Origin of the sequence: Hymenobacter sp. PAMC 26628 (assembly GCF_001562275.1) — a bacterium.
Taxonomy (GTDB): domain Bacteria; phylum Bacteroidota; class Bacteroidia; order Cytophagales; family Hymenobacteraceae; genus Hymenobacter.
The window spans coordinates 1,167,463-1,194,430 of sequence record NZ_CP014304.1; the positions used below are offsets into that span (position 1 = coordinate 1,167,463).

Consider the following 26,968-nt stretch of genomic DNA (forward strand, 5'->3'; position numbering starts at 1 on the left):
CCCGAGGGGTGCGTTCAATTTGCTCGTTCAGGTACTGGCACGCCTCTCCGCAGGAGAGGGCCCCGGGGGTGAGGTTCCGCTACGGCAGCTCCGCAAACTCCGTCGCCGGTCGCGCCGTTTCTCCGGGCCGCAGCACCAGGGCGGCGCCGTCGCGCACCACGATGGCCGCCTTGGCCAGGCCCAAAAATAGGCCGTGCTCCACGATGCCGGGGATGGTTTTGAGCTGCGCCGCCAGCCGCTCCGGCTCCAGAATCTGGCCGAAGTGGCAGTCCACGAGCAGGTTTTTCTGGTCGGAAAAGTAGTGTTCGGCCGCGCCCGGCTGGGCCATGCGCACCACCGGGGCCCCACCGAGGGCTTCTACCGCGTCGAGCACCCAGGGCAGGGCAAACGGCACCACTTCCAGCGGCAGCGGGAACCGGCCCAGCACCGGCACCAGCTTCGACGAATCGCCGATAACTACCAGGTAATCCGAGGCGGTTTCCAGTACTTTTTCGCGCAGCAGGGCCCCGCCGCCGCCTTTTATCAGGCGCAGCTGGCCATCCAGCTCGTCGGCGCCGTCCACGGCCAGGTCGAAGCGCAGGCCGCGCCGGGGCTCCACCAACGGAATGCCCAGCTGCCGCGCCAGGGCCTCACTGGCCAGCGAGGTGGCCGTGCCCTGCACCTTCAGGCCGTTCTGCACCGCCGCGCCCAGCTGGATGATGAACTGCGCCGACGTGCTGCCCGTGCCCAGGCCCAGCAGCATGCCGTCGCGCACCCACCGCAGGGCGGCGGCGGCCGCCACTTGCTTTTCCTGGGCCAAGGTTAGGGCCCCGGCGGGGCTGGGGGAGGCGGCGGCTGGGTTCACGGGCGTGGGGGGGTAGAGGTAGTTGGAATGATGCAAAGCAGAAATACAGCACAAAAATAGGCCGTCATGCTGAGCGCAGCCGAAGCATCTCTACCGCTGAGTACATCAATCGCCGAACGATTTAGATTACTTACGCGGAAGAAATGCTTCGGCTGCGCTCAGCATGACGGCCTAACGAAGCAAATAGGAATCTACTTGCCCACACTCAGCATGACGGCCTAACGAACCAAGTACGAACCTATTTACCCATTTTCTTGGCTTCGGCAATCAGCTCCTCGTCCATCTTCACGTACTCGGTGTTGGCGGGGGTGGCGGCGAGGGCGGCTTTTTTCGACGCTTCGGCGGCGGTGATGGCGCCTTTGTAATCCTTCATTTTTAGGCGGATTTTGGCTTCCGTGTTCAAGTTCCAGAACTTGGTGGGCTCGGCGACGTTGGCCTTCTGAATCCAGGCCAGGGCCTGCTTGGGGTCCTTGTTGCTGTCGTTGTAGTACACGGCCGCGGAGGCGAGGTCGGCGGGGGCGGGGTTGGCGTTCTTGGTGATTTTCTCGTCGATTTGGGCAGCGATTTTGCTGTCCACATCGGCCGTGATTTTGAACTTGGCGCCCGTCGTGGCCCAGGTCATCTCCACGTTGGCCGTGGCCGGGGTAATGTCGGTAAAGTCGATGGTGAAGGTTTCGACTTTGGCGGGCAGCTTGTAGGGCTTGATGGTGAAGCGGGCCACGTCCTGGTCGTCCTTGAAGCCGTCCACGTCGGCGCCTAGTTTGAGGTTTTTGTTCAGCACCACCGTCCACTCCGCCGCGGCGGGAACGGTGTAGATGCCGTACTCGCCGGCGGGCACTTTCTTGCCCTCAATGGTCACATCGTCCGAAAACTTGATGCTGGTGGTGGCGTTGGCGCCCGTGCGCCAGCGCTTGCCGTAGGGCACCACGGTGCCGAAAATGGCGCGGTTCTTCACGCCCGGCCGCGAGTACACGATGGTCACGTCGGTGAGGCCCACGCGCTGCATCACGGTGCTTTTAGGGCTGGGCTGCGGGGTATTGATTTGAGCCTGAGCCGCGGGGGCCCCCAGCAGCGTAACAGCCGTAGCGGCCGCGGCGGAGAAAGTCAGCAGTTGAAAATTCATCGAAACTTGGAAATGGGTTGGGTTGAGGCCCCAAAACTACAAAACCCGCGCTGGGGACGCGGGTTTTGTAGTTTTCACTACCATATTTTCCACCAAGGTTTCTTATTCGTTCTGCGTATTTCGTACTGCTTGTAGCTTCCTCCCATCAGAATTTTTGTATCAATATTATATGTAAATTCCACTAATTGGTCAATATCATTCATAGGGTCATAAGAGAAACCAGTTATAAGATTGCCATTTAATTTCAGGTCTTTCAGTCCGTCCCAAGAAATCCGTTCACAATGCCAATAGTCTCCATTTGCTTCTACTATCGTCAAATCAACGCTGCCTTCTAAAACAAAACGCTCATCCTGTGTTTTGAAAATATTTACAAATCCAACTCCAAAAACTGAAATTGGTTTTGTATTATCAGGATGCATTACATAGCAAGTTCCACCAGCAACTACAAGCAGTTTCTCGGTATCTGTTAGTTCATGTATTTCGTTAAATCCTGTCCAACCTGGTTGGAAATTTGCAACCCAGCTACTTCCATCCGATTTGTAAAATCGTACTGGAAAGCCTTCCGAATAGAATGGTTCGTTTCTTTCGGTTACCGGAATGTACATCGGTCCATAGGCAGGCAATGAATTTAAAATCTCATATTTTCTTGTTTTCACATTTTCGTCCGCATCACTTTCAGTTGTATTCATAGCTTCTGAAATGTGCCAAATTGCGACTGTAGGAAGTTGACGTAAATTCTGTTGTAGTCTCATCAGCAAGCCGTGCTAACCGCGTTACATCAGCAACTAGCGCATGGGTGGAATGCCCAATTGCTTGCAAATAATACGCGCCATGTTGTTGTCAATCTCGCGGTGCCGGGCGAGAATGGTTTGCCTCTGGTTGGTAGGGTTGAATAAGGCGGTGTGGTTGCCACCTTCGCGCAAAATGATGCAGCCGTTGACTAAAATGTGTTTCACCAGTTCCAGGCGTTTCATCTACGCAACCAATGATTCCTGCGTGTAGGTTCGGCCCGCGTATTCCTGTGTGGTGAGGTCCGCCTGGACTTCCAAATAAAATTGTAGGCCCGCTAATAAGTTCTGCTTTAGCTCTTCCACCGTTTTGCCTTGGTCAATGACCGCGGGAAACTCCTTGAGTTGGCCAACGAGCCAGCCATCTTCGCCCTGCTCAATGATTGCGGTAATGGTCATAATAAATAGATTAGGTACGAAACAAACTTACCTAGCTCAACTCAAACTGCAACCGTAGCAAGTTCGCGTACAGCCCGCCTTCCCGCTCGCTCAACTCGTCGTGCGAGCCGGATTCGACGATGCGGCCGCCGTCGATGACCAGGATTTTATCGACTTTGCGGATGGTGCTGAGGCGGTGGGCGATGATGATGCTAGTACGGTGCTGGAGCAGCTCGTCCAGGGCCCCTTGCACGAGCTTTTCGCTTTCGCTGTCGAGGGCCGAGGTGGCCTCGTCGAGGATGAGGATGGCGGGGTTTTTCAGGATGGCGCGGGCGATGGCCACGCGCTGGCGCTGCCCGCCCGAGAGCTTGATGCCGCGGTCGCCCACCACGGCGTCGAGGCCCTCGGGGAAGGAGCTGATGAACTGCCAGGCGTTGGCCTGGCGGGCGGCGGCGATGATTTCGTCGTCGGTGGCCGTGGGCTTGCCGTAGGCGATGTTCTCGCGGATGGTGCCTCCGAAGAGCAGCGTTTCCTGCGGCACGATGCCAATGTGGCGGCGTAGCTCGGTGAGGTCGTAGCTGCCCACGGGCCGGCCATCGACCAAAATCTCGCCGCCGCTGAGGCCGTAGAACTGCATCAGCAGGCCGGCGATGGTACTTTTGCCCGCGCCGCTGGGGCCCACAAGGGCAATTTTCTCACCCGCCGTAATATGAAAGCTGATGTCTTGCAGCACCGGTAGGTCGGGCCGCGTGGGGTAGCTGAACGCCACGTGGCGGTACTCGATATCGCCGTGCAGATTTAGGGCCCCCTGGGGGTTGGGCTGGTGGGTGGGCTCGCTGGCTTCGTCCAGGATTTCGAGGATGCGCTCGGAGGCCCCCAGCGTGCTTTGCACCTTGCCATAGAGTTCGCCCAGGCCCGCCACCGAGGCCCCGATGAAGGCCGTGTAGATGATGAACGACACCAACTGGCCGATTTCGAGGTGGCCCGGGCCGGCGGTGTACACCAGCGTGGCCCCGCGCCACAGCACCAGGATGATGCCGCCGAACAGGCCGATAATCACAAACGACACGAAGCCGCCGCGGTACAAGTTGCTTTGCAGCGCCGCCCGCACCACTTTGCCCAGCGAGACGGTGTAGCGGCTGATTTCGAACCGCTCGTTGGTGAAGGCCTTCACCGAATTGATGGCCTGCAAGGTTTCCTCCACGATGGTGTTGGTGTGGGCCAGCTCCTGCTGGGTAGTTTTGGCCAGGGTGCGGATTTTGCGCCCGAACAGCCCTGCGGCCACCACTATGGGCGGGAAGGTGGCGAGCATAAACAGCGACAATCTCGGTGATACCAGCATGATGAACGTGATGCCACCCAGCAGCGTGAATACCTGCCGGAACAGCTCAGCCAGCGTCAGCGAAAACGTGTCCTGAATCTGGGCCACGTCGGAGGTAATGCGCGAGGTGATGGCTCCCACGCGGTTTTTCTCGAAGAACGGAATCGGCAGCGTCACGAACTTGGCGTAGAGTGCCTGCCGGATATCGCGCACCGTGTACTCGCTCACCTGGGTGAAAAACCAGATGCGCCCGAACGAGAAAATGCCCTGGCACACGATGACCACGAACAGCAGCAGGGCAATGTGGTTGATGTCGAGCACCAGGCCGCCGGGCAGCGTAACGGGCTTGTGGTTGGCCGCGTCCACGAGCTTGCCCGCCACCCACGGAAAGGCCATGAACGTGCTGCTGCTGAGCAACAACATGACCAGGCCCACGATGAACTTAGCGCGGTAGGGCAGCACAAAGCGGAAAATCCGCAGGCTGCGTTGGAGCGACTGTTTGTTTATTTTCGGTTTGGGCAGGTCGGCCGTGAGGTCGTCGCCGCCGGTATTAAGTCCGCTTCGGGCCATAGCTGGTGGCGCAGGTATTGGGTTGCGCCGTAAGATGAATAAGGTAACTCAACTAAGAGTTTTTAACAAAAATCAGGCCGTCATGCAGAGCGCAGCGAAGCATCTTTACTGCGGCAGTAATCAGAATTAGTTACGCGGAAAAGATGCTTCGCTGCGCTCTGCATGACGGCCTGATTTATTATAAGGTTTTACTTCAAAACTTTAAGCGTGGCGCCGTTACCAAACGGCACCGGCAACTGGATGGCTACCGGCAGCGGCACGCCCAGGCGGGTGGCCGGCTGCCAGGGCGGCAGCAGCGCCGCCACGCGCAGCGCCTCGGCGTCGCACTCGGGCGAGAGCGACTGGGCCACTTTCAGGTCGCCAAGGCGGCCATTGGGGCCCACGGTAGCATTCAGCAGCACGTTGCCCGTGATGCTTTTGACGCGCGCGGCCTCCGGATACTTTACGTTGTCCTGGAAAAACGTGCCCAACGCCTGGGGGCCCCCGGGGTACTGCGGCGCTTTGTCGGGCCGGTTGGCGGCCCCGCCGCGGGCCTGGGCCCGCATGCGGCCGGGCCGCAGCACGGTGGGGGCCGGGGCCGTTTGCGCCAGCACCACTGCGGGTCCGGTAAGTAGCAGCAGCAACAGTGAGGATTTCATTAACAGAACATTAGCGGGCAAAACCAGGGCCCCACGGACTAAACCACCGGCGCGGGCGCGGGGTTCAGCGGGGCGGGGCGCGAAATAGCGAACAGGCCCAGCAGGATCAGGGCCCCATTCAGGAGCAAAATCTCGAAGCCGAACTTGTATCCGCCCAGCCACGCCACCGAGTTTTGCACAATGAGCAGCGTGAGGCCCACCCCAGCCACGCATACGGGCAGCACCAACCGGTCGCGCAGGCTGCGCTGGGTGAAGATGCCGAACGCAAACAGGCCCAGCAGGGGCCCGTAGGTGAAGCCCGCCGCCTTGTACACGGCGTCAATCAGGCTCTGCTCGTTGAGGGCCCGAAAGATGAGGATGATGACGATGAGCACCGCCGACCAGCCCAGGTGGGTGAGCTGGCGCAGGCGCGTCTGCCGGGCCTCGGGGTACTTTTTGATGTCCAGAAAATCGACGCAGAACGACGTGGTGAGGGCTGTGAGGGCCGAATCGGCGGAGGCGTAGGTGACGGCGATGATGCCCAGGATGAAGATGACGCCGGCCACGAGCGAGAACTGCGTGGTGGCCAGGTACGGAAATACTTTGTCGGTGTCGAGGCCGCCCTTCAGGTTGAGGAGCTGCGGCAACTCGCTGAGGTGCAGGCCCCGGGCGGCGGCGTACTGGTACATGAGCACGCCCAGGGTGAGGAACAGGATGTTGACGCACACGATGACGGGCGTGAACCAGAACAGGTTTTTCTGGGCCTCGCCGAGGCTGCGGCAGCTCAGGTTTTTCTGCATCAGGTCTTGGTCGAGGCCGGTCATCACGATGGTGATGAACATGCCCGAGGCAAACTGCTTCCAGAAGAACTTGTCGTCGCGGAAATCGGAGAAATACACCTGCGACATCGGGCTCTCGCGCACCGCGCCGACGAGCTGCTTGAACGAATAGTTCAGCGCGTCGGCCATGAAGTAGATGCTCAGGCCCACGCAGCTCAGCATGGCCAGCGTCTGGAAAGTATCGGTCCAGAGGATGGTTTTGAGGCCCCCTTTGAAGGTGTAGAGGTAGATGAACAGGATGCTGACCACCACCGTGACGGCAAACGGCACGCCCATAGCATCGAAAACGGCCAGCTGGAGTACGCCCGCCACCAGGTACAGCCGCAGCGCCGAGCCCAATGAGCGCGAAATCAGGAAGAACAGGGCCCCCGTTTTGTAGCTCCAGTAGCCGAAGCGCTGCTCCAAATAGGAGTAGATGGACACCAGCCGGAGCCGGTAGTAGAGCGGCAGTAGCACCGTGCCAATGACCAAGTAACCGGCCACAAAACCCAGGGCCACCGCTAGGTAGCTCCAGCTTTTGCCGTACACGTTGCCCGGCACCGAGATGAACGTGACGCCCGAGAGCGAGGTGCCGATCATGGCAAACGCCACCATGTACCAGGGCGCGTTGCGGTCGGCCACGAAGAAGCTCTCGCTCGTGACCTTGCGCGAGGTGAGGACCGCAATGACAATCAGAACAGTGAAGTAGCCCGCAATGAGGCTCAAAACGAGGGTTGGGGACATGAGCGCAAAGGTAGGGCCCCCGGGCAGCGGGCGCCACCCCGCCGCTTGGGGGACCTACTGACGTGCGGCCCAAGGTTTTATGGGGCGCACCGCAGTGGTTTTAGCGCAGCACCCCGCCGCCGGCCGCACCGCCGCGCACGGCGCCCACCTTCCTCGCCCGCACATGCGCCACGCTTTTACCATCATCCTTTCGCTGGGCAGTGCCCTGGCCCGAGCCCAAAGCGGACCCATCGCCTTCGCCGGTGGCAGCTGGGCCAATGCCCAGGCCGCGGCCCGGCAGGCCCACAAAAGCATTTTCCTGTACGCGTCGTCGCTGGGCTGCCACTGGTGCAGGCCCATGGAAAAGGAGGTGTTCACGGACCCCGCCGTCAGCGCCTACTACAACGCCACGTTCCTGAGCTACAAAATCAACATCGACGAAGGCGAGGGCGAAGTGCTGGCCAAGCGCTACGAAATCAGGGCCATGCCCACGTACTTGTACTTCAGTCCTGAAGGCAAGCTGCTGCACATGAGCAGCGGCCACAAGCCGCCCACCGATTTTGTGCAAGATGGCAAAGATGCCTTTGACCCGGATAAAGCCTTTTTCACTTTGAAGGAACGCTACGAAGCTGGCGACCGAAGCGCCCCGTTTCTGTACACGTTCGGCACGTCGCCGGCGCTTTCCCAGCAGGAGGTTTTGTACGACCAGGTGAGTGCCGACTACCTGAAAAGCCAAACGGCGGCGGAGCTGGCCGCGAAGAAAAACCTGGACTACCTCTTCGAATTGGGTACGAGCTTTTATTTCCCGACGACCCAATATTTTCTCGCGCACCAGTCGGCATTCGTGGCCCAATTCGGCCGGCTGGCAGTCGACCAAAAAATCAGAAGAATTGTCAGCTGGGGGGCGACGCATGCGGGAGGATCTAATAATCAAGCTGCGCTAACCAAGCTGCAACAAACCATCACCAAGGCCACCCCCGCCGGGGCCCCCCAGTGGAATATGCTGGCTCGGACGTATTACCTGTATAGGTCAGCCGCAGCGAAACTGGTCTGCCTTCGCTGACGCAGCGTTGGCTTATGGCAAAAAATACGCTGCCCGCGACAGCCGCACCATCTACGATGCTGCTGCTCAAATGGAAGGCCTCATTAAAAATGACAAAGTGCTGCTGACCAAAGCCGACCAAATCATCCAGCAGGCCCTGGCCGTTGACCGCAACTACTACAACCTGTGCACGCGGGCCAAGCTGCTGCATAAGCTAGGTAACGACCCGGAGGCTGCCCGCGCCGCTCGGGAAGCTGTGGCGCTGGCCGCTAAGGACCAGAAAAACTCCGACGAAGCTACCGAGGTACTGGCCGAAATCAGCCAGAAAAAGCCCTGTTAGGCTATTCCCAATCTTGCCAGGGCAGCGCCTCGCCCACGGCGGGGGCGTGCAACTCGCCGCGCAGCATGCCGCCGGCCGCAATTTCCGTCAGCTGGCGCAGGGGCTCGGCGGCGGGCTCGTCGCTCAGGTCGAAGGTGCCGTAGTGCATGGGCACCAGGTGGCCGGCGCGCAGCACGTTGGCGGCTTTGGCGGCTTCGTGGGGGTTCACGTGGCTCTTTGTCATCATGTAGGGCGGCTTGTAGGCGCCGATGGGCATCAGCACCACGTCCAGGGGCCCAAATTGCCGCTCAATCTGCTCGAAATGGTTGCCGAACGAAGTGTCGCCGGCGAAGTAGATGAGCTTGTCAGTAGCCGTGACTTTAATCAGAAAGCTGCCCCAGAGCACGGTGTTTACGTCGAACAGCCCGCGGCGGTGCCAGTGGCTGGCCGGCAGGTAGTACACCTCAAAGGGGGCCCCGGGGCCCAAATCGTACTGCTGCCACCAGCCGGCTTCCTGCACGGGCAAGCTGGGGGCCATGCTGCGCAGCAGGGGCCCCATACCCAGCGGCGTCAGCGCCCGCAGCTGCGGGTTTTGCTGGGCCAACAGCTTGACGGAGGCCTCATCCAGATGGTCGCGGTGGCCGTGCGAGAGCAGCAGCCAGTCAATGCCCACCAGGTCTTCGGGCCGGCAGGGCAGGGGGTGGCGCCGCCGCAGCCCGAATGAGCTGAACAGCACGGGGTCGAAGAGCAGCGTTTGGCCCGCGATGCGCAGCACGAAGCTAGCGTGGCCCAGCCACAGCAGCACGTCGTCGGTGCCAGCCAGGGCCCCGGCGGCGTCCACCACGCGCGGCACCCAGTGGTCGCGCTTTTTTTCTTCCTTTTGGGGGTTGGTGGCCAGCTGCCACTTCAGCACATCGGCCGCGGTGGGGGCGTAAAGGGCGTCGCCGTTGGCAAATTGGTTGCCGATGCGCTTGTTGCCCGGGTAGCCGGGGCGCACAGTGGGCAGCGCGGGGTTGTTCAGGTACGAAACAGAAGCCATGCGGGGCATACGCAAACGGCCCCGCTGCGTAGGGCAGCGGGGCCGTGGAACCAGAAAAATTTAGGGCCCCTAGCGCACCTGGCTGGCCAGCCAGGCGTCGCGCAGGGCTTGCTGGGCGGGGGCGAGGGGTTTGGCACCGGCTTCCGAGCGCTGCACCTGCACGGTGGCCGTTTCGTTGAGCAGCAGCTGCAACGAGCGCTCGGCGCCGGTGCGGGTGCGCACCTGAGCGCTTACAATTTGGTTGGGCGCGTGGCGGCGCAGCACGGCGTCGAGGTCGGCGGGGGCCCGCAACGGCTTGTCGTCCAGCATCACCAGCTGGTCGCCCACGTCGAGGCCGGCCTTGTACAGGCCCGAGCCGATGAGGGCGTTGTCGGCCACTAGGCAGCGGCCCTGCTGGTCGAAGCCCACTTGCTCGCCCAGGGCCAGCTGGTGGGTGGGCACCGCGTCCAGCCCCGCGGCCTGCAAATCTTCGGCGAAGCGCGGCTGCTCGTGGCCGTACACGTAGCGCCGGAAAAACTGGCCCGCGTAGGTCGTGTCGTGGGCCACCTCGCCCAGCACCCGCTGCAAATCGGGCAGGGTGTAGGGGTGGGTGGGGGCGAAGTTGGCCTGCTTTTTCCCGTACTGCTGCCACAGCGCCTGCATGTACTGGTCGAGGGTGGCGCGGTGGTCGCGGCGCAGCTCCAGGTCGAGGGCCAGGGCCAGGCCGGCGCCGTAGTAGTAGTAGCTAAGGTAGGTATTGTCGGTGTTCACGGGGTCGATGCTCGCCCCCGAATCGGTGAATACGGCCTGCTGGCTCATGCCCACGGCCGAGGTATAGCGGGCCCCGGGACTGTTGAGGCGCTCGCTCACCCAGGCGCTGACCTTGTCGAAAAACGCCGCATCGTCGTAGTTGCGGGTGCGGCGCAGCGTCAGTTCGCCGTAGTACTGCGTGAAGCCCTCGGCCAGCCACAGCGCGTCGCTCATGTTGGTGCGCTGGAAGTTGAAGGGCTCCAAGTCTTTGGGTCGGAGGCGCTTCACGTTCCAGGAGTGGAAAAATTCGTGCGCCACCGTGCCCAGGTTGCGCAGTGCGTTGGCGCCCTGCAAATCGCGCGGGGCCGTCAGCGACGTCGAGTTGCGGTGCTCCATGCCGTCGCTCTTGGCCTGCGGCAAGTAGTTGGCCAGGAAGGTGTAGCGCCCAAAATCATACGTCGGCAGTTCGCCAAAAATGGCCTTTTCTTCCTTCACTACCTGCTGCACGCGCTGCTGGTAGGCGTCTACGGCGGCGGGCGCGTCGGGGCCCATCACGGCTAGGGTAATGGCTTGGTCGCCCTCGTCCCAGGTGCGCACCTGCTGGGCCCCCAGCATCGTGGGGCTGTCCATGAGGTAGGCCCAGTTGGGGGCATAAAAGGTGTTCTTTTCACCCGCAGGCCGCAGCTGGGTGGCTATTTTCCAGTCGGTCAGGGCGTTGAACTGCACTTCCACCGGGCGGCTTTCCAGCCCCAGCGCGTAGCAAAACACGGCCGGCGCGTTCAGGTGCGCGTGCTGCAAGTCGATGCCGGCGTAGGTGCCGTCGCTGCGGTTGGCGTACAGCGTGTAGTGAAACACCACCGTGCCGTCGGGCCCCGGCGTCACGTCCCAGCCGTAGGCGTCGGGGCGGGCCGTGGGCAGCGGGTGGTCGGCGCCATCCGTGGCCACCACGTAGTACACGTTTTTAATGAAATCGTGCAGTGCGTAGCGCCCCGGCGAGCTGCGCGCCATGCGCACCCGCAGGGGCCCCGGCGGCAGCCCCGCAAACGTAGCCGTGATGCGCGCCTCGTGGTGCGCCGCGTTTGGAAACGCCACCGCGTAGCGCACCGCGGGGCCCAATGGGGCCGCCTTGGCCGGGGCCCTGGGGGCCTTAGCGGCGGGTTTGGCCGGCGTAGTGGGCTTGGCCTTAATCGCCGCTGGCTTGGCTAGGGCGGGCCGCGGCCGCGGGGGCGCCGTTTGGGCCCGCAGCGCGGCGGGGGCCAGGCCGGCGCACAAGGCCAGGGCGAGCAAACGCGGGACGTACTTCAGATTACTCATGCGGCAAGGACGGGAAATATTGCGGCAATTTTTGGTACAATAACAAGGGTAGGACGCCTAAACCGGTTCGCAAAGCCGCCGCAATAAGTATTTTCCGTTGTCGAATCCTCAAATGTAGGAAAATAATTCCCCCTTCTTACGCGTCCGTTTCCGCTGGCCCCACGGGCCGGAACACGGTGCCTTCTACTGCCCCGCCGAAAAAGTAGGCCGGGGGGGCCGGGTGCAGCCCCAGCCCGGCCAGGGCCCCGTGCAAGTCGGGCAGCCGCTGCGCGCGCAAGGCCGCCACCGCCCCAAAAAACCGGTACATGGCCCCCAGCAACGCCCGCTGCCACCCCCGCCGCGGCCGGCTGAAATCGGCCAGCAGCCACGGCGCCGCGGGGCGCCGGGCCGCCGCCAGGCGGGCCAGGGCGGGCCCCAGCGCGGCCGGCGAAAAGCAGTCGAGCACGAAAAACGTCACCAGTGCGTCGAACTGCTCGCCGGGTTTTAACGCCGCTTCGGTGCCCAGCCGGAACTCGACCTGCCCGGCCGCGCCCGGCCACTCGCGGCGCAAGCGGGCGGCGGCCCGCGTCAGCATGGGCCCCGAGACTTCGAGGTAGAGCACCGACGCGCCGGGGCGGCGGCGCAGCACCTCCCCCAACACCCAGCCCGTGCCGCCGCCCAAAATCAGCACGCGCGGGGCCCCGGCGGGCAGCCCGGCCAGCGCGGCCCGCTGCGCCGCCCGTAGGCTGCCGCCAAACACGAGGCCCGCCAGCGCGTCGTAGCACCAGGCAATGCGGTCAAAATTGCCGCTGAGGCGGACTGCGGAGCCCTCAACGGGCGGTTCGGGATGAAAATTGGACGAGTTTGCGTTCAATTTGAAAAAATGTGCGGCTTCAACCGACTGAAAAACAACTAGCCTAGGGCCCCAACGGCCGCTGCGGCTGAAAAAAAAGCCGCGCCGCTTGTGCCGCGCCGCGCCGGCCGCTTACCTTTGCAGCACCAAACGGCAACCTCCCCCAGGATGTTTGCCGCCGCGGTACCGCTGCGCTTGTGGCGAAATTGGTAGACGCGCTGTCTTCAGGCGGCAGTTCCGCAAGGTGTGGGAGTTCGAGTCTCCCCGAGCGCACGTTTTAAAAAGGCCAATCCGCGAGGGTTGGCCTTTTTTCGTTGGGCCATAGCCAAGCGGGGGCCCATCCGCGGTGGCCGCTTCTGGAGTAATTCCGTTCAACGTACTTTTCGTTTGCCGCCCGCTCATGCCCAACACTTCCACTTCGCCCACGCCGCCGCCGTCCCGCTGGGGGGCCCTGGCCGGCCTGCTCACCGCCGAAGCCGTGGGTGGGGCCTTGGTGTTCATGCTGGCGTTTGGGGTGTTTTTTTACCTGGCGCGCGAGGTATTTGCCGAAAAATCGGCGGTGTTCGACGATTGGGGCTTTGCCCAAATGGACCGCTTGCGGGCCGCCGCCCCGTGGCTGACGGCCTGGGTGTTCCGGTTCACGTTCTTCGGGTCGGTGGCGTTTTTCGTGCCGGCCAGCCTGCTGGTGCCGCTGGTGTTGCACCGCCGCGGCTTCGTGCGCTACGCCATCGAGCTGCTGCTAGCCATGGGCGGCGGCCTGGCCCTGAACGAGTTGCTGAAGGCCTACTTCCAGCGGCCGCGCCCGTCCACGGCCCTCATCTACCAGTACGGCCTGAGCTTCCCCAGCGGCCACGCCATGATGAGCATGGCCTACTACGGCTGCCTGGCCTGGCTGGTGGTGCAGCACACCGGTCGCTGGGGCTGGGGCATTGCGCTGGTGGCCTTCGCGGTACTCATCGGCCTCACCCGCATGTACTTGCACGTGCATTACCCCACCGACGTGGTGGCTGGTTTTGCCGGCGGGGCCGCGTGGCTGGTGCTGCTGCGCACCGGCGTGCGGCTGTTCTGGAAAGAGGAAAAGAAGATGTGAGAATGTGAAGATGTGGAAATGTGAGAATGTGGAGATGACTGTTCACATTCTCACATCTCCACATCTCCACATCTCCACATTCGCTCGTATTTGATCAGAGCTTCACTTGCACGCGCAGGGCCAGCAGGCCTTTTGCGCCTTGCAGCTCTTCCAGCTCCAGCTCTTCCACACCGGGCTCCAGCAGGCCGCGGTCCTGGAGGTAGTCGATGTATTCGCGGTACTCGGTGGCCTCGCGGGTTTGGGCGTACACCAGGGCCAGGCGGCCGGGTTGGGTGAGGCGCTCGCCGGTGCCGAGCACGGTGGCCTTGTCGATGCGCTTCTTGATGATTTCGTAGCGGATGTTGTAGGCCCCGTCCACGTCGAACTGGCGCTCGTCCTGCCGGAAGCGGATACTCAGCGGCTGGCCGTGGATGTAGATGAGCTGGGTGGTTTCGAGCGGCACGGGCAGCGTGGCCGCCAGCGCGTGGGTGAGCCGCGTGATTTCCACCATCGTCAGCAACTGCCACAGCCGCAGGTTCTTGAGAAACACCAGGTCGAATGGCCTGTCCTGCACCAGGGCCTCGCCCACGTAAATGTTGTACTCCACGCCGTCGGAGCGAAAGCGCTGAAAATAGTGCGGGAACATGGCCTGGGCCTTGGCTTCCTCGTCGTCGAGGTAAGTGCTCACCGCGTCGTTGATGGCCATCACGCTCTGCTCGAACGCCTGCCGGCGCTTGTAGAGAATGCCCAGGCGCGGGTCGATGTTGGCCCAATAAGCGGTGATAACCGGCCGCAGCTCGGGAGTGTGCTGGGCCAGGTACTCGAAAAGGGGTTCCACTTCCTGGCGCAGCGACTCGTAGATGCTCAGTTCGTCGCCGCTGATAATGCCCTGGCGCAGGCGGCTTAGGTTTTTGTTGACGTAGAACTTCAGCTCGTCCAGAATGGGCAGCTGCCGGTGCTCCGACGCTTTTTTCAGCACCCGGTTGGCCAGGGTGAGGTGCTCGATGAGGTCGCCCTCGATGGCCGCGTTGCGGGCCGTGCTGCTGCCGCGAATGTCACAGGAGCCGTGCAGCGGGTACACGTCGGCAAACACGATGGACTCCATTTCCGCCCCGCGCTCGCCCTCGTCCTGGCGGGCCAATAGGCGGCGGGCCGCGTCGGTGAAGCGCCACTCCATGGTGGGGTGGATGGGCGTGAACCGCTCCTGCATCACAGCTTGGATGCGGGTTTGCAGGTCCTCGGCGTTGCGCTTCACGGCCACCGCAAACAGCGGCACGAACTGCGCCACCTTCTCCAAATCAAACTCATCCAAGTCGCCCGCGGTGGGCGAGCCAATTTCGAGCAGGCCCACCGTGTCGCCGCCGTAGGGCAGCAGGGCCAGGATGGCCGAGTGGATGCCGAGCTCCAGAATCTGGGCCCGCAGGTCGTCCGGAATGTCGGCCCGCGCCACGTCGGAGAGCACCAGCGGGCGGCGCTCGCGCAGTAGCCGCTCGTAAATCTGCCGGAAGCCGCTGTCGGCCCGGTTGTGCTGCACCTGCTTGGTGAGGAAGCTGTGGTTGATTTTGCGGCCGAAGTCCACGAAATCCTTCTTTTTTTCGTCGTAAGCGGCAATGCCAAGCTGCAACGCCGGCCGTGCAAACAGCACCCGCAGCTTCTCCTGGATTTGCTCGAGCCGGTCGGAGGCTTGCAGCACGTCGCGCTCCAGCAGGTCATACTTCAGCTCCGACAGCACTTCCTGGTCCGTCACGTCCACCAGTTGCAGCACGTTGAAGCCTTCGAGCGCGAAGTGCTCGGGCGGCAGCAGCTCACGCCACACGGCCAGGTTGTGGCGCTGGTGGCCCAGCAGCTCGCACTGCGCCGGCGTGAGCACGGGGGCCTCGCCCACCACCCGCACCTGCATGAACGACGAATCGATGCTGACGCCGTAGTGGCGGTAGAGGCCAATTTTGTAGTCGGGCACCGTGAAAATGATGGCCCCCGCCGCCGGCAGCTGCACCCCGTACACGCGGTGCAGCACGAGCTGGTAGGCCATGCGCGCCATGTACACATCCGTCTGCGCCAAATCCAAATTCAGGGGCTGCTTGATGGCGTGCTCCTTATTCAGCATTACCTCGGCAAAGCGCGGCGTGTAGTAGAAGCTCGTGCGCCCAAACGGCGGAACGGCCCCACTGATGGCCGAGCCCATGGCCGCGGTTGGAAACACCGCCAGCATCATCGTTTCGAGTAAGTCGTGCGCGTGGTCGAGCACCGCCGGATCGGACAAGGGGCCCCGCAGCGCGGGCGTGCGTGCCGCCTGCCGGGCAATGGCGCGGGCCAGCAGCGCCAGGCCGGGGTTGGTATCCGTTTCGCGGGCACGCCAGTAGGCCAGCAGCGGCTCCAGGCTGAGGGCCGTAGCAAAGGGAAACGCCGAGGGCCCCGGGCCGGGGCCCCCCGGCGCGGCCCCAGTCACGAAAGGGGCCGCCGCGGCGGCATCAACAGCAGAGACGGGCATGGCAGCGAAGAAATGAAAACGGCGGCAACGGGGCCTTAGGTAGCGCCAGGGCCCCAGCGGGGTAGGCGCTTACTTTTTGATGGGAACTGGCATCACCCGGCCGTTTTCGGTGGCGTTGATGGGCGTGACGCTTTTATCGTCGAGTTTGGTCAGCCGCCCCGTTTTCGAGAGGTTGCGATAGCAGGTGCAGCAGCCGGTGCCATAAAACTCGCCAGTCAGGGCCAAGCTATCCACCTGATAACGGCGTGGGTTGTCACGCAGCAACTGCCCAGGGGCCCGGCGCACCTCGATGCGGTACAAGTATGTGCTGAGTTTGCGCGGCCCCGCCTGCGTAAACGGCGCGTTATTATTGATAACCACCGTGTCGGTCGTGACCCGGGGCCGGGTGGCCGTAGCCGACAATCCCACATTCCGTACCACGTTCACCTGGTCGAACGTACCTGCTTTATCGAGCGAGTCGGCGTAAGCTGTGTAGGTCGGCAGCACGGTTTTAATGAGCGTGGGCAGGCCCTTGGCGTCCAAGCGCAGGGCGTAGCGCTTGAGCACCACGGTATCCAACTCGGTGGCTACAAAACCGCCCGTTCCGGTGTCAAACTTGAAGTAAAACGCATCGGCCCGCGCGTCGTTGCAGTCGCACACATTGTTGGCGCAGCAGCCGGCCAACGCGCCGGCCACCCCCAGCATAGCAATCAATCGGAACATCCCAGCCATGCCCCAAAGATACGCCGGGGCCCCTAGCGGCGGCCACGCGCCGCCGCGGTGGGCAGTGTGGGGTTGTCGACGGGGTGGGCCAGCAGCAGCGGCCGGAGCCGGGCGGCGGCCGTATCGATCTGGGGCCGGATGTGGGCCAGTGCATCGCGCAGGGCCAGTACGTCAGCCAGGCGGGGGGCGTTTTTCTGGGCGTAGCCGTGGTACATGGCTACCCGGGCGCGGCCGCGGCCCTTGCCAGCGTAGGTGCCCAGCAGGCGGCCCTGAGCATCGGAAATCTGCAATTCGGCCGTTAGGTCGGTCTGGTACGTTTCCAGGGGCACGCCCAGAAAGGTGGGGGTGAGCAGCAGCGCCATTTGCAGGGCCTGGAGGCCGCGGTTGAGGCGGCGCCCGGCGGCCTGGGTGACCACCAGGCGCACGTAGCCGTAGGTGGCCGAGTCGGTGGGCTCGGCCAGGTTGCGCTGCAACTCGTTGGTGAGCAGGCGCAGCGGGTCTTCGGGAAAGAAGCCGTCGCTCGTGGCCAAGGGCCCCGGGTCGGCGGCGGTTTCGAGTGGGGGCAGGCGCTCGTGCAACGAAGCGAAGGGTGTGGCTGCCAACGGTATCTTGGCCGATTTGCAGCCACCGGCCACGAGCCCGGCAATTACTAACATTATATAAATATAATACAAATTTATTTTCGGAGCATGCATACTATTGACTTGGAATTTAATAGATAATTGCTGGATAGAAGTGTCTTGTAAGAGTAAAAACGCCCTTTATGGCTTGGTAAGGTCTAAGGTAATAATTCGCTGGGAAATGCCGGATATAACGGAAAGATTAAATCTGGGGGAATTAGTGCCCCACGACGGCCATGGGCTCGGGCAGCGCGGCTGGGTCGGGGCCCTGGTAGTCGTCGATGAACTCGCCTTCCCAGCGGGCCACCACGGCCGAGGCCAGGCAGTTGCCGAGCACGTTCACGGCAGTGCGGGCCATGTCCATCAGCGCGTCGATGCCCAGGATGATGAACACCGGCCAGGCCGGCAAGTTGAACGACGGCAGCGTGGCCAGCAATATCACGAGCGAGGCGCGCGGCACCCCGGCCACGCCTTTGCTGGTGAGCATGAGCGTGAACACCAGCAGCATCTGGTCGCTAAACGAGAGCGTGACCCCCGCCGCCTGAGCCACGAACACGGCCGCCAACGAGAGGTAGAGCGTGGTGCCGTCGAGGTTGAACGAGTAGCCCGTCGGCATCACGAAGGCCACGATGCGGCGCGGCACCCCGATGCTTTCCATGGCCTCCATGGCGCGCGGCAGGGCGGCCTCGCTGCTGGTGGTGGCGAAGGCGATGCTCACCGGCTCGGCTACCGCCGCCACAAAGCGCCGCAGCGGAATGCGCATGAGCAGCGCCACCGGCAGCAGCACCAGCAGCACGAAGCCGATGAGGGCCCCGTAGAGCGTGAGCAATAATTGAAATGCGTTGAGCAGGGGCCCGAAACCCATTTTGGCCACCGTGTAGGCCATGGCGCCGCCCACGCCCAGGGGCGCAAAAAACATCACCACGTTGGTGAACTTGAACATCACCTCCGACAGGCTTTCGCAGATTTCCAGCATCACGCGCCGGGGCTTTTCGGGGGTGAGGGCGAGGCCGATGGCGAAGATGATGGCGAATACCACCACTTGCAGCACCTGGCCCTCGGCCACCGATTTGGCAATGTTCTCGGGGAAGATGTGCAGGATGATATCGGCCGCGGTTTGGGGCGCAGCGGCGGCAATGGCGTCGGCTTTCTCGACCACTGCCACGTGCTTTATGCCCACCCCGGCCTTGGTGAAATTGATGGCCGCCAGCCCGATGAACAGAGCGAAGGTCGTCACTACTTCGAAGTAAACCAAGGCTTTAAGTCCCATGCGGCCCACCTGCTTGAGGTTGGCGTGGCCGGCAATGCCCACCACCAGCGTGGCAAACACCAGCGGGGCGATGATGGTCTTCACGAGCCGCAGAAACGCGTCGCTGAGCACTTTCAAAGGCAGGGCCACGGCGGGGGCGTCGTGCCCAATTTCGATGCCCACCAGCATGCTCAGCACAATCCAGAGCGTGAGCGAGCGGCGTGGGGACACGGCCAGTGCCAGGGCCCCCAGCGCGGCCCAGCGGGCGGCCACGGGCACGGCGGCCGGCAGGGCCAGTGGCCCGGTTTGGACCAAAACGGTGAGCAAAACGGCCAGCAAGAGCAAAACCAGGGCCGCAACGGCAACGCGCGAAAGCTTCATAAGGGCAACGAAAAATGTGGCCCAGGTGAAGAAAACCCGGGCTAGGCAAAGGTAAGGGTCGGGGCCCCCGCCCAGTGTGCCGGCCATATGCGCCTCTGCCAGGGCCCCAGCGCCGCGCCCGGCGCCATTTTTGCCGCATCTTCGGGGCGCCCGCGCCCTTTGCCTTGCCCATGCCCACCTGGACCCTTACCGCCCTCGACCTGCCGCTGCGCTTCGTCTGGAAGATTTCCCGCAACGCCTCCGCTGCCAAAACCAACTTGGTAGTGCAGGTGGCCGGCCGCGGCCACACCGGCCGGGGCGAAGCAGCGCCCAACGTACGCTACGCCGAGTCGCCGGCGCTGCTCGAAGCGCAGTTTGGGGCCCTGCAAGCGGCCGGTTTGGAGCGGGTGGAAACGCTGGAAGAGTTCGACGCTTTGCTGGGGGCCCACCCCGTGGCCCACGCCCTGAGTTTTGCCCTGGAGGCGGCGCTGGTGCAGTGGCTGGCCGCGCGCGCCGGGCAGCCGGTGTGGCAGTGGCTGGGCGTGCCGCCGCCGGCCGCCGCCACGCCCACGGCCTTCACGCTGCCCATCATGCCGCCCGGCGAGGTGGCCGCATTCTTGGCAGTGCAGCGGGCGGCGCGGTTTAAGTTATTGAAAGTGAAGGTAGACGCTGCTGGAGGCCTCGACTTGCTACGCGAAGTGGCCCGGGTACTGCCCGGCCACCCGCTGCTCGTGGACGGCAACGAGGCCTGGGCCGACGCCGACGGCCTGTTGGAGTTCCTGGCGCACACCCGCGCTGTGCGGGGCCTGCACATGGCCCTGCTGGAGCAGCCCCTGCCTGCTGCCCGCGCCGCCGACTACCGCTACCTGCGCTCTCGGGCCGGTGTGCCGCTGCTGGCCGACGAATCGGTGACGGATACGGCTGATTTTGAAGAAATCGCTCAGCAATTCCACGGCGTGAACGTGAAGCTGATGAAGGCCGGCGGCTACCGGCGCGGCGTTGAGCTGCTGCGCAGCACCCGTGCCCACGGCCTGCGTCCCATGCTGGGCTGCATGGTCGAAACCAGCCTGGGCATTGCCGCTGCCTTGCAAATCAGCGCCTTGGCCGACGTGCACGACCTCGACGGTATCCTTATTATCAAGGATGAACCGTTTGGCTTGGTGCACGAAGCCGATGGGGCTCTGGTGCTAGCCTGAAGCCTGGTGCTCCAGCGCGGCTGGACGGCTAGGGCCCGGCTCTGGGGCCCCAGCCGTGCCAGCGCGGCTGGGCTAACGAGCGCAGACTGGTAGTACGAACACCGTTGAGAGTACTCAAAACCTATTTGCCAGCTTGCAGCTGGGCATCGAGCGCTGCCAGGTCGAGGTCAATTTGGTGAGCGGCAGGCGAAGCGGCCTGGCCCTGGGTGAGCAGCGCGACTTTGCGGTTGAGCAATTCTACTTTGCGCTCCAAGAGCTGCACGCGCAGCTGGAGGGCCCCGGTTTCGGCCGTGGCATTGCCGGGCACAACGCGGGTGGGCAGCGTGTAGGTATTGAACGAAGCGCTGGAGGGCGCTGAGCCGTCGCCGCGGGCTGTAGCGGCGCTATTCGGCGTGGCAAACACAAGCCCGCCATCGGGCCGTACAAAGTCGCCCTCTTTGAGCGTCGTGAGCTTGCCGCCCGGAAACTCCACGATGCCGCTTTTGTAGTTGATTTTGGTGCCGTTGGCCAGGCGCACATTCTGGGTGAGGGGCGTGGTGGTGGGGCCCTCGCGCCGCACCACCACGCCATTTTGGTACACAAATTGCGTTTGGGCCGTGGTGGCCACCGGGTAGCCGCCCTGTTGGGCCACGGCTAGGCGCGGGGCCCCCGCCAATGCACCGGCTGTGCCAGCTACCAAAAGAAAACGCTTCATATTAAGCCAGTGGGTTGGGTCCATGGGCAATAGTACGGCCCCCGGCGCGCCTCGACTGTGCGCAGGTTCAAGAAAATAATGGAAGATTAGGCGGAACAATGTTGCGACATTAAATGTATGTACATTATATTTGTGCCGTCAACCGCACTTAGTTTATGCGCATCGAAGACGAAATCAAGCAACCCGTGTTCCGCAATGCCTACGAAAAGGCCATCATCAACCTCACTTACACGGCCGGCTGGCTAGAGGTGCGGCAGGCGGCGGTCTTCAAGCCCTTTGGCCTCACGCTGCCGCAGTTCAACGTGCTGCGCATTTTGCGCGGCCAGCACCCGCGGCCGGCTACCGTGGCTTTGCTCATCGACCGGATGCTGGACAAAACCAGCAACGCCTCGCGCATTGTGGATCGGCTGGTGGAAAAGCAGTTCGTGACCCGCACTGTGTGCCCGTCCAACCGCCGCGCCGTCGACATCCGCATCACGGAAGCAGGCTTGGCACTACTCAGCCACCTCGAAACCGACAACATGCTCGAACCAATGCGCCTGGGCATGGGCCGATTTTCCGAGGAGGAGTTGCAGCAGTTCAACGAGTTACTTGATAAAATGCGGGCGACCGATTAGTCAATTTGTTTTTGTTTGCCCCGCGCTGGGGCCCGTTCTTACCTTTTTTGTCTTTCTTCTTTTACCCTTTTTTCGACCATGAAAAAAATTCTTTTCCCCGCCCTGTTGGCCCTTGCCGGCCTCGTAGCCGCTCCCGCCGCCCAAGCCCAAACCGTTTACAAGCTCCAGCCCCAACTAAGCACCCTGGGTTGGGAAGGCAAAGCCGTGACCCACGGCCACAACGGCACCATCCAGTTTGCCAGCGGCGACCTGCTGGTGAAAGATAATATGGTAGTGGGCGGTACCACCACCGTGGATATGAAAACCCTGAAGGCCACCGATATTACAGACGCTGAGCAGCAGGGCAAGTTTGTGGGCCACATGAGCAGCGACGACTTCTTCGGCGCGGAAAAAAACCCGACCTCGACGTTCAAAATTGTGAGCGTTACCCCCATCAAAGGGGCGGCTGCCACGGCCAACAACGCCACCATCGTGGGCGACATGATGATCAAGGGCGTGACCAACCGCCTCACCTTCCCCGCCAAAGTGGGCGTGAAAAACGGCGTGGCTGCGGCCACCGGCAAGGTGACCATCGACCGCACCAAGTTCGGCCTGAAGTACGGTTCGAAGTCGTTTTTCGACAGCATCGGCGATAAAGCCATCTACGACGATTTCACGCTGGATTTTAACGTAGTAGCTAAGCAATAATTGCCGCTCGCGCTTTAACCCAAAAGGGCCCCGCCAAGCAATTGGCGGGGCCCTTTTGGGTTAAAATTTCGGGCCTGGTGCCCACCGGGGAATTAATTGTCGCGCCGGGGCGAGGCCGCCGGTGGGGCGGGCATGGGGGCCGGCAACACCACTGGCGCGGTGGCCGGCACGTAGGTCGATTCGGTGCCGGGGCGCAGTTCGAGGCGCATGGGGGCCACCGAATTTTCGCGCAGGCTCAGGATGCCGTACACGGTTTCGCCGGGCTTGATGATGCGGTTGGCGAGGTCGAAGTCCTCAAATTCTTTGCGCATGTTTTTATTGGCCTGGCTCGCCCCCAGCATGTTGCCGCCGGCAATGAAGGGCCCCGTGGGCACGAACGTGCCCCCGGTGGTGGCCCCCGTAGTGTTGTTGACGGTGCCGCCCACGTTGAAGTTTAGCAGCACGTACAGCAGGTAGATGGCCACGCCCTGCTTTAAGTCTTGCGCCGCTGCGGTGCCGCCCACGGGCATAATGGGCCGGTCGCCGTACAGCAAGTTTAGGTCGCGCGAGAAATTCAAATCGCGCTCCGTGCGGTTGGTTACGCGCACGGCGGCTACGTGGTAGCCGCGCTTGGCCTCTTTTTTAACGTATTTTTTATTGCCGTGCAGCCGCAGCACGTCGTACTGGTAGCCAAACTCAACGGGCGAATTGGTGGCCGAGGCCTGGTAAGTGGCGATGCGGTCGGGCCGGATGGGCGCGTACGAGCCGGCGCAGCCGGTAGTAAGCGCGAGCAAGCTCAAACCCGCGCAAAGAGAAGGGTAACGTTTTAGCATATAAATAGGGTGAAAAGGGGATGAATACGGCGCAAGCTACTGCAGAATAGTCAATTCCCGGGGCAGCTCGAAGGTCAGATTTGCGCTTTTCTTGCGGCGGTGCAAGTCTTTCAACACATCGTCTAAATCAGGCTTATATTCCACCCATAAGTCTTCGTGCAGGTGCTTCAGAATTAGGGCCGGGAGGCGGGCCGCCAGCCGTGCCACGGCCTTGTAAAAGCCGTCGTACACGCTGTCGAACTGGCCCGAGTAGTGGTCGAGGCACAGGCGGAGGGTGTAGGCCAAAAGGTCAATTTCGAGTTGCTTGCTTTTGGTGATGCGGCGGGCCCGGGCGGCCTCCTGCACGCTGGCGCGCAGGGCCTTCACGAGGCTGCGGTTGAGCAGGCGCCCGCTCACAGCCAAGTTGAATAATTCGTGGATGCGGTCGGACGTTTCTTCTTGAATCTGAGCCAGCGATACGTCGGCCAGCAGCTCGAAGCGAAAGGTTTCGTACAGCTCGGCGTCGCGGCGCACGGCGCGCAGCAGCAAGGCTTCCTTTTCGGCTTCGCCGAGGCGCTTGAGGGCTTTTTTGAATTCGGGCGCGGGAACGGGCATGGGCAAGGAACGAGAAGCAATTAGCAAGGCACCGGCGGGGCCCCGGGCGCGAGCGGGCAGCTTTTTGCCGGCTGCTGGGGCCCCGGGCAGCTGTTTTCGATGCAGCACGGGCGGGCAGTGGGCCCCCTGGGCCCTTGGTCGCCGAAAATTACGCCAGCCCCGCGCCCCGGGGCCCGTTGCCCGAAACGATTTGTGCGTCCCGGGCGTTTACACGTGCCGCCAACCCGGCCCGCCGCCGTAAATTTGCCCCATGACGACCCGCCCCCAAATTGAGTTCGATGAGGACGTATTGCTGCTCGAAGAAACCGCCGAGCCGCGCAGCCTCGTGGTGTACAACGACGAGGTGAACACCTTCGCCCACGTCACCAAAACCCTGATCGACGTGTGCCAGCACCAACCCGAGCAGGCCGAGCAGTGCACCCTGCTCATTCACTACAAAGGCAAGTGCAGCGTCAAAAATGGCTCGTACGAGGAGCTGGAGCCCCTGTGCACGGCCATTCATGACCGGGGCATTTCGGCGGATATCTCTTAGGTGTGAAAATGAGTGGAATGTGGGGATGTGGAAATTTTAAAATTTCCTGAAATTCCGCACTAGCAGCATTTTCACATCTGGCACATTTCCACATCCTGCACATTAATTGAATGGATTTCCCTTCCAAGCTGATTGAAAACGCCGTGGGCGAGCTGGCCCGCCTACCCGGCATTGGCAAGAAAACGGCCCTGCGCCTGGCCCTGCACCTGTTGAAGGCGGATACCGACACCACGGCCTCGCTGGCCGAGGCGCTGGCCAAAATGCGTTTCGAAATAACCTACTGCCGCACTTGCCACAGCATTTCCGACGCCGAGGAGTGCAGCATTTGCGCCAACCAGCTCCGCGACCACGCCCAGGTATGCGTAGTGGCCGACGTGCGCGACGTCATCGCCATCGAAAACACGGGCCAGTACCGTGGCGTGTACCACGTGCTGGGCGGCGTCATTTCGCCCATCGAGGGCGTGGGGCCCACGGACTTGCACATCGACTCGCTGGTGGAGCGGGCGGCGGCCGAAGATTCAGACGTGCGCGAGGTCATCCTCGCCATTAGCCCTACCATGGAGGGCGACACCACCGCTTTTTACCTCTCGCGCCGCCTGCGCGACCTGCCCAACGTGCACATCAGCACCATTGCCCGCGGCATTCCAATGGGCGGCGAGTTGGAATACGCCGACGAAATTACCCTCGGCCGCAGCATCGTGGACCGCCAGCGGCAAGTAAACTAGGGCCCCGGGCCGCCTAATGTTTTCTGTAAAAGCCCCGCGGCCGCACCGGCCGCGGGGCTTTTTGCTGCGGCCGCACCAAGGCTTGGCGCGGCCGGCGGCCGGCGCACCCTAATTTCGCCTGCCGTGGTCAAACTCTCCGTCGTCGTCGTCAGCTACAACGTCAGCTACTTCCTCGAGCAGGCGCTGCTGTCGGTGCGGCGGGCAGCCGAAAAGCTTGGGGCCCCGGTGGAGGTATTTGTGGTGGATAACAACTCGGCCGACCACTCGGTGGCGATGGTGCGGGCGCGGTTCCCAGAGGTCATTCTGATCGAAAACAAGCACAACCCGGGCTTTGCCAAGGCCAACAACCAGGCCCTGCGCCGCGCCACCGGCGAATACCAGCTGCTGCTCAACCCCGACACGGTGGTGGGGGAAGACACCTTCCGGGCCTGCTGCGATTTTATGGACGCGCACCCCGCCGGCGGGGGGCTGGGCGTGCACATGCTCGACGGCCAGGGCCACTTCCTGCCCGAAAGCAAGCGCGGCTTGCCCACGCCCGCCGTGGCCCTGTGCAAAATGCTGGGCCTGAGCCGACTAATGCCCAATTCGCGCATCTTTGGCCGCTACCACCTGGGGTACTTGGACAAAAACCAAACCCACGAGGTTGACGTGCTTAGCGGGGCGTTCATGCTGCTGCGCCGCACGGCCCTGGCCCAGGTGGGCCTACTCGACGAAGACTACTTCATGTACGGCGAGGACATCGACCTCTCGTACCGGCTCACGCTGGGCGGCTGGAAAAATTACTATTTCCCCGGGGCCCGGATCATCCACTACAAGGGCGAAAGCACCCGGCGCACGAGCGTGAACTACGTGCTCGTGTTTTACCGGGCAATGGTGATTTTTGCCCGCAAGCACTTTGCCCCGGGGCCCGCCGGCCTGGTGTCGCTGCTCATCAATACCGCCATTTGGCTGCGGGCGGGGGCTGCCATTTTTGAGCGGCTGGCCCGCCGCGCCGCGCCGGTATTGCTCGACGCTGGCCTGGTGTACGGGGGCATGTTTTTGCTGAAGGCATACTGGGAAACGCATAATAAATACCCACCGGGGCCCTATCCGCCGCGGTTTTTGCGGGTGGCCGTGCCGGGCTACATCGCCGTGTGGCTGGCCTCGGCCTACCTGAGCGGCGGCTACGGCCGGCCCGGAAGGGTGGGGGCCCTGGCGCGGGGCATCCTGGTGGGCACAATACTGATTTCGGCAGTATCGAATTTCCTCGACGCCTGGCGGTTTTCCAAGGCGCTCATCGTGCTGGGCGGGGCCTGGGCGCTGGTGGCACTGGTGGGGCGGCAGCTGGCCACGCATTTCATAAAATACCACAACCTGCACCTGGGCGAGCCCCGCCCAAAGAACATCGCCATCGTGGGTTCGGCGGCCGAGAGCCAGCGCGTGTGCCAGCTACTGGAAGCCGCCGCCGTGCCGGCTCGCGTTGTTGGCTACGTGGCCGTGGGGCCCCAGGCCGCCAGCGTACCGGTGCCGCCGTTGCCCGGGCGCTCCCCGGCGCACGCACCGGCCGAGGCCCTGGGCGAGCTGCGCCAACTGCCCGATTTGGTGCGCCTATACGCGCTGGATGAGTTGATTTTTTGCGGTCGCGACCTGCCAGCCAGCCAAATTATTGGCCTGATGCTGGCGCTGCCCGCCACGCCGCCAGTGGCCTATAAAATTCTGCCCGAGGCCAGTGCCTACATCATCGGCAGCAGCCGCAAAGACGCGCCCGGCAACTACTACGCCCTCCACAGCGCACTGAACCTGCACCAGCCGGGCCCCGCCCGCGCCAAGCGCCTGCTCGACGTGCTGAGCGCCGCCACCCTGCTCTTGCTGGGGCCCCTGCTTGTCTGGTTTCAGACTGACCAGCAAGGTTTTGTGCACAACGCGGTGGCCGTGCTGCTGGGCCGGGCCACGTGGGTGGGCCTGCGCCACACGCCCGGCCCGGCCCAGGCGCGGCCCGCCGTACTCTCGCCCGCCGACGCGGCCGGCGGGCCGCTCGGGGCCAGCGCCAAGCGGCACCTCGAATTGCTGTACGCCAAAAACTACGCCCCGGGGCAAGACGTGGGCATTCTGTGGTATTGCTGGCGGCGGTTGGGGCAGGCCGTGGGGCCCCCGGCGGAAAAATAGGGCGGCGCGCGGTTTGGC

At 62.9% G+C, this 26,968-nt stretch carries 27 protein-coding genes and 1 tRNA gene; 10 read left to right on the forward strand and 18 right to left on the reverse strand.

What is annotated here, in order from left to right:
- Positions 1-79: 79 nt before the first annotated feature.
- The 8 genes from rpiA to AXW84_RS05445 form a co-directional block, all read right to left on the reverse strand.
- Positions 80-880: a ribose-5-phosphate isomerase RpiA gene (rpiA, locus tag AXW84_RS05415; RefSeq protein WP_204248425.1), complete on the reverse strand. Its 801-nt coding sequence runs from the start codon at positions 878-880 to the stop codon at positions 80-82.
- A 202-nt stretch (positions 881-1,082) separates the two neighbouring features.
- The gene (locus AXW84_RS05420; RefSeq protein WP_068229740.1) at positions 1,083-1,967 is read right to left on the reverse strand and encodes a DUF2911 domain-containing protein; all 885 of its coding nucleotides are present in this window, start codon (positions 1,965-1,967) and stop codon (positions 1,083-1,085) included.
- Between the two features lie 77 nt (positions 1,968-2,044).
- Positions 2,045-2,719, reverse strand: a complete 675-nt coding sequence (locus tag AXW84_RS24540) for a hypothetical protein (RefSeq protein ID WP_162268245.1) — start codon at positions 2,717-2,719, stop codon at positions 2,045-2,047.
- Between the two features lie 33 nt (positions 2,720-2,752).
- Entirely contained in the window at positions 2,753-2,941 is a 189-nt protein-coding gene (locus AXW84_RS05425) for a type II toxin-antitoxin system HicA family toxin (protein ID WP_068229743.1), read from the reverse strand.
- Positions 2,942-3,154, reverse strand: a complete 213-nt coding sequence (locus tag AXW84_RS05430) for a type II toxin-antitoxin system HicB family antitoxin (RefSeq protein WP_068229746.1) — start codon at positions 3,152-3,154, stop codon at positions 2,942-2,944.
- Between the two features lie 31 nt (positions 3,155-3,185).
- Complete coding sequence (locus AXW84_RS05435) at positions 3,186-5,024, reverse strand: ABC transporter ATP-binding protein (RefSeq protein ID WP_068229750.1); 1,839 nt, start codon at positions 5,022-5,024, stop codon at positions 3,186-3,188.
- Between the two features lie 188 nt (positions 5,025-5,212).
- Positions 5,213-5,662, reverse strand: coding sequence for an energy transducer TonB (locus tag AXW84_RS05440; RefSeq protein WP_082773717.1), 450 nt, complete (start codon positions 5,660-5,662; stop codon positions 5,213-5,215).
- Between the two features lie 38 nt (positions 5,663-5,700).
- Positions 5,701-7,203 carry a sodium:solute symporter gene (locus tag AXW84_RS05445; RefSeq protein ID WP_068229761.1) on the reverse strand — a complete coding sequence of 501 codons (1,503 nt, stop codon included), beginning with the start codon at positions 7,201-7,203 and terminating at the stop codon, positions 5,701-5,703.
- A gap of 163 nt (positions 7,204-7,366) precedes the next feature.
- On the opposite strand from AXW84_RS05445, the gene AXW84_RS05450 reads away from it, so the two are divergent.
- Together AXW84_RS05450 and AXW84_RS05455 are read left to right on the forward strand one after the other, a co-directional pair.
- The gene (locus tag AXW84_RS05450; protein ID WP_157886824.1) at positions 7,367-8,245 is read left to right on the forward strand and encodes a thioredoxin family protein; all 879 of its coding nucleotides are present in this window, start codon (positions 7,367-7,369) and stop codon (positions 8,243-8,245) included.
- 7 nt (positions 8,246-8,252) lie between these two features.
- The gene (locus tag AXW84_RS05455) at positions 8,253-8,564 is read left to right on the forward strand and encodes a hypothetical protein (protein ID WP_068229771.1); all 312 of its coding nucleotides are present in this window, start codon (positions 8,253-8,255) and stop codon (positions 8,562-8,564) included.
- A 1-nt stretch (position 8,565) separates the two neighbouring features.
- Here AXW84_RS05455 and AXW84_RS05460 read toward each other — a convergent pair whose 3' ends face one another.
- The 3 genes from AXW84_RS05460 to AXW84_RS05470 all read right to left on the reverse strand — a co-directional run bounded on the left by AXW84_RS05460 (position 8,566) and on the right by AXW84_RS05470 (position 12,478).
- On the reverse strand, positions 8,566-9,582 hold the full coding sequence (locus AXW84_RS05460) for an MBL fold metallo-hydrolase (RefSeq protein ID WP_068238956.1): 1,017 nt from the start codon (positions 9,580-9,582) through the stop codon (positions 8,566-8,568).
- Positions 9,583-9,651: 69 nt separating this feature from the next.
- Complete coding sequence (locus AXW84_RS05465) at positions 9,652-11,625, reverse strand: M61 family metallopeptidase (protein ID WP_068229774.1); 1,974 nt, start codon at positions 11,623-11,625, stop codon at positions 9,652-9,654.
- Positions 11,626-11,761: 136 nt separating this feature from the next.
- Positions 11,762-12,478 carry a class I SAM-dependent methyltransferase gene (locus AXW84_RS05470; RefSeq protein WP_068229779.1) on the reverse strand — a complete coding sequence of 239 codons (717 nt, stop codon included), beginning with the start codon at positions 12,476-12,478 and terminating at the stop codon, positions 11,762-11,764.
- Between the two features lie 170 nt (positions 12,479-12,648).
- On the opposite strand from AXW84_RS05470, the gene AXW84_RS05475 reads away from it, so the two are divergent.
- Together AXW84_RS05475 and AXW84_RS05480 are read left to right on the forward strand one after the other, a co-directional pair.
- Positions 12,649-12,730, forward strand: a tRNA-Leu gene (locus AXW84_RS05475).
- Between the two features lie 127 nt (positions 12,731-12,857).
- Positions 12,858-13,547, forward strand: coding sequence for a phosphatase PAP2 family protein (locus tag AXW84_RS05480; RefSeq protein WP_068229782.1), 690 nt, complete (start codon positions 12,858-12,860; stop codon positions 13,545-13,547).
- A gap of 94 nt (positions 13,548-13,641) precedes the next feature.
- Here AXW84_RS05480 and AXW84_RS05485 read toward each other — a convergent pair whose 3' ends face one another.
- The 4 genes from AXW84_RS05485 to AXW84_RS05500 form a co-directional block, all read right to left on the reverse strand.
- Positions 13,642-16,017 carry a GAF domain-containing protein gene (locus AXW84_RS05485; RefSeq protein ID WP_068229783.1) on the reverse strand — a complete coding sequence of 792 codons (2,376 nt, stop codon included), beginning with the start codon at positions 16,015-16,017 and terminating at the stop codon, positions 13,642-13,644.
- Between the two features lie 69 nt (positions 16,018-16,086).
- The gene (locus AXW84_RS05490) at positions 16,087-16,728 is read right to left on the reverse strand and encodes a hypothetical protein (RefSeq protein ID WP_157886825.1); all 642 of its coding nucleotides are present in this window, start codon (positions 16,726-16,728) and stop codon (positions 16,087-16,089) included.
- Between the two features lie 23 nt (positions 16,729-16,751).
- The gene (locus AXW84_RS05495) at positions 16,752-17,375 is read right to left on the reverse strand and encodes a hypothetical protein (RefSeq protein WP_068229792.1); all 624 of its coding nucleotides are present in this window, start codon (positions 17,373-17,375) and stop codon (positions 16,752-16,754) included.
- 181 nt (positions 17,376-17,556) lie between these two features.
- Positions 17,557-18,969 (reverse strand): dicarboxylate/amino acid:cation symporter, encoded by a 1,413-nt coding sequence (locus tag AXW84_RS05500; RefSeq protein ID WP_068229796.1) that lies wholly within the window; start codon positions 18,967-18,969, stop codon positions 17,557-17,559.
- Positions 18,970-19,139: 170 nt separating this feature from the next.
- Here AXW84_RS05500 and AXW84_RS05505 point away from each other — a divergent pair, with 170 nt between their 5' ends.
- Entirely contained in the window at positions 19,140-20,144 is a 1,005-nt protein-coding gene (locus AXW84_RS05505) for an enolase C-terminal domain-like protein (protein WP_157886826.1), read from the forward strand.
- A gap of 121 nt (positions 20,145-20,265) precedes the next feature.
- On the opposite strand, the gene AXW84_RS05510 is transcribed toward AXW84_RS05505, so the two are convergent.
- A complete protein-coding gene (locus tag AXW84_RS05510; RefSeq protein ID WP_157886827.1) occupies positions 20,266-20,838 on the reverse strand; it encodes a DUF6799 domain-containing protein in 573 nt (190 codons plus the stop codon).
- Positions 20,839-20,993: 155 nt separating this feature from the next.
- Between AXW84_RS05510 and AXW84_RS05515 the strand changes: the two genes are divergently transcribed.
- Positions 20,994-21,455, forward strand: a complete 462-nt coding sequence (locus AXW84_RS05515) for a MarR family winged helix-turn-helix transcriptional regulator (protein WP_068229803.1) — start codon at positions 20,994-20,996, stop codon at positions 21,453-21,455.
- A 78-nt stretch (positions 21,456-21,533) separates the two neighbouring features.
- The gene (locus tag AXW84_RS05520) at positions 21,534-22,142 is read left to right on the forward strand and encodes a YceI family protein (protein ID WP_068229806.1); all 609 of its coding nucleotides are present in this window, start codon (positions 21,534-21,536) and stop codon (positions 22,140-22,142) included.
- Between the two features lie 92 nt (positions 22,143-22,234).
- On the opposite strand, the gene AXW84_RS05525 is transcribed toward AXW84_RS05520, so the two are convergent.
- Positions 22,235-22,921 carry a hypothetical protein gene (locus AXW84_RS05525; RefSeq protein WP_068229808.1) on the reverse strand — a complete coding sequence of 229 codons (687 nt, stop codon included), beginning with the start codon at positions 22,919-22,921 and terminating at the stop codon, positions 22,235-22,237.
- 69 nt (positions 22,922-22,990) lie between these two features.
- Entirely contained in the window at positions 22,991-23,548 is a 558-nt protein-coding gene (locus tag AXW84_RS05530) for a hypothetical protein (RefSeq protein WP_068229811.1), read from the reverse strand.
- 250 nt (positions 23,549-23,798) lie between these two features.
- Here AXW84_RS05530 and AXW84_RS05535 point away from each other — a divergent pair, with 250 nt between their 5' ends.
- From AXW84_RS05535 to AXW84_RS05545, 3 genes are all read left to right on the forward strand, one after another.
- A complete protein-coding gene (locus AXW84_RS05535) occupies positions 23,799-24,080 on the forward strand; it encodes an ATP-dependent Clp protease adaptor ClpS (RefSeq protein ID WP_068229815.1) in 282 nt (93 codons plus the stop codon).
- 110 nt (positions 24,081-24,190) lie between these two features.
- Positions 24,191-24,805 (forward strand): recombination mediator RecR, encoded by a 615-nt coding sequence (recR, locus tag AXW84_RS05540; RefSeq protein ID WP_068229819.1) that lies wholly within the window; start codon positions 24,191-24,193, stop codon positions 24,803-24,805.
- A gap of 123 nt (positions 24,806-24,928) precedes the next feature.
- Entirely contained in the window at positions 24,929-26,950 is a 2,022-nt protein-coding gene (locus tag AXW84_RS05545) for a glycosyltransferase family 2 protein (RefSeq protein ID WP_068229821.1), read from the forward strand.
- The last annotated feature ends 18 nt before the right edge of the window (positions 26,951-26,968 follow it).

Coding starts and splice junctions, on each gene's coding strand:
- AXW84_RS05465 (WP_068229774.1), bottom strand. CDS start 11,625: ATGAGTAATCTGAAGTACGTCCCGCGTTTGCTCGCCCTGGCCTTGTGC.
- AXW84_RS05440 (WP_082773717.1), bottom strand. CDS start 5,662: ATGAAATCCTCACTGTTGCTGCTGCTACTTACCGGACCCGCAGTGGTG.
- AXW84_RS05505 (WP_157886826.1), top strand. CDS start 19,140: ATGCCCACCTGGACCCTTACCGCCCTCGACCTGCCGCTGCGCTTCGTC.
- AXW84_RS05530 (WP_068229811.1), bottom strand. CDS start 23,548: ATGCCCGTTCCCGCGCCCGAATTCAAAAAAGCCCTCAAGCGCCTCGGC.
- AXW84_RS05420 (WP_068229740.1), bottom strand. CDS start 1,967: ATGAATTTTCAACTGCTGACTTTCTCCGCCGCGGCCGCTACGGCTGTT.
- AXW84_RS05500 (WP_068229796.1), bottom strand. CDS start 18,969: ATGAAGCTTTCGCGCGTTGCCGTTGCGGCCCTGGTTTTGCTCTTGCTG.
- AXW84_RS05425 (WP_068229743.1), bottom strand. CDS start 2,941: ATGAAACGCCTGGAACTGGTGAAACACATTTTAGTCAACGGCTGCATC.
- AXW84_RS05435 (WP_068229750.1), bottom strand. CDS start 5,024: ATGGCCCGAAGCGGACTTAATACCGGCGGCGACGACCTCACGGCCGAC.
- AXW84_RS05460 (WP_068238956.1), bottom strand. CDS start 9,582: ATGGCTTCTGTTTCGTACCTGAACAACCCCGCGCTGCCCACTGTGCGC.
- AXW84_RS05510 (WP_157886827.1), bottom strand. CDS start 20,838: ATGAAGCGTTTTCTTTTGGTAGCTGGCACAGCCGGTGCATTGGCGGGG.
- AXW84_RS05480 (WP_068229782.1), top strand. CDS start 12,858: ATGCCCAACACTTCCACTTCGCCCACGCCGCCGCCGTCCCGCTGGGGG.
- AXW84_RS05495 (WP_068229792.1), bottom strand. CDS start 17,375: ATGTTAGTAATTGCCGGGCTCGTGGCCGGTGGCTGCAAATCGGCCAAG.
- AXW84_RS05515 (WP_068229803.1), top strand. CDS start 20,994: ATGCGCATCGAAGACGAAATCAAGCAACCCGTGTTCCGCAATGCCTAC.
- AXW84_RS05450 (WP_157886824.1), top strand. CDS start 7,367: ATGCGCCACGCTTTTACCATCATCCTTTCGCTGGGCAGTGCCCTGGCC.
- AXW84_RS05490 (WP_157886825.1), bottom strand. CDS start 16,728: ATGGCTGGGATGTTCCGATTGATTGCTATGCTGGGGGTGGCCGGCGCG.
- AXW84_RS24540 (WP_162268245.1), bottom strand. CDS start 2,719: ATGAGACTACAACAGAATTTACGTCAACTTCCTACAGTCGCAATTTGG.
- AXW84_RS05430 (WP_068229746.1), bottom strand. CDS start 3,154: ATGACCATTACCGCAATCATTGAGCAGGGCGAAGATGGCTGGCTCGTT.
- recR (WP_068229819.1), top strand. CDS start 24,191: ATGGATTTCCCTTCCAAGCTGATTGAAAACGCCGTGGGCGAGCTGGCC.
- AXW84_RS05520 (WP_068229806.1), top strand. CDS start 21,534: ATGAAAAAAATTCTTTTCCCCGCCCTGTTGGCCCTTGCCGGCCTCGTA.
- AXW84_RS05485 (WP_068229783.1), bottom strand. CDS start 16,017: ATGCCCGTCTCTGCTGTTGATGCCGCCGCGGCGGCCCCTTTCGTGACT.
- AXW84_RS05445 (WP_068229761.1), bottom strand. CDS start 7,203: ATGTCCCCAACCCTCGTTTTGAGCCTCATTGCGGGCTACTTCACTGTT.
- AXW84_RS05535 (WP_068229815.1), top strand. CDS start 23,799: ATGACGACCCGCCCCCAAATTGAGTTCGATGAGGACGTATTGCTGCTC.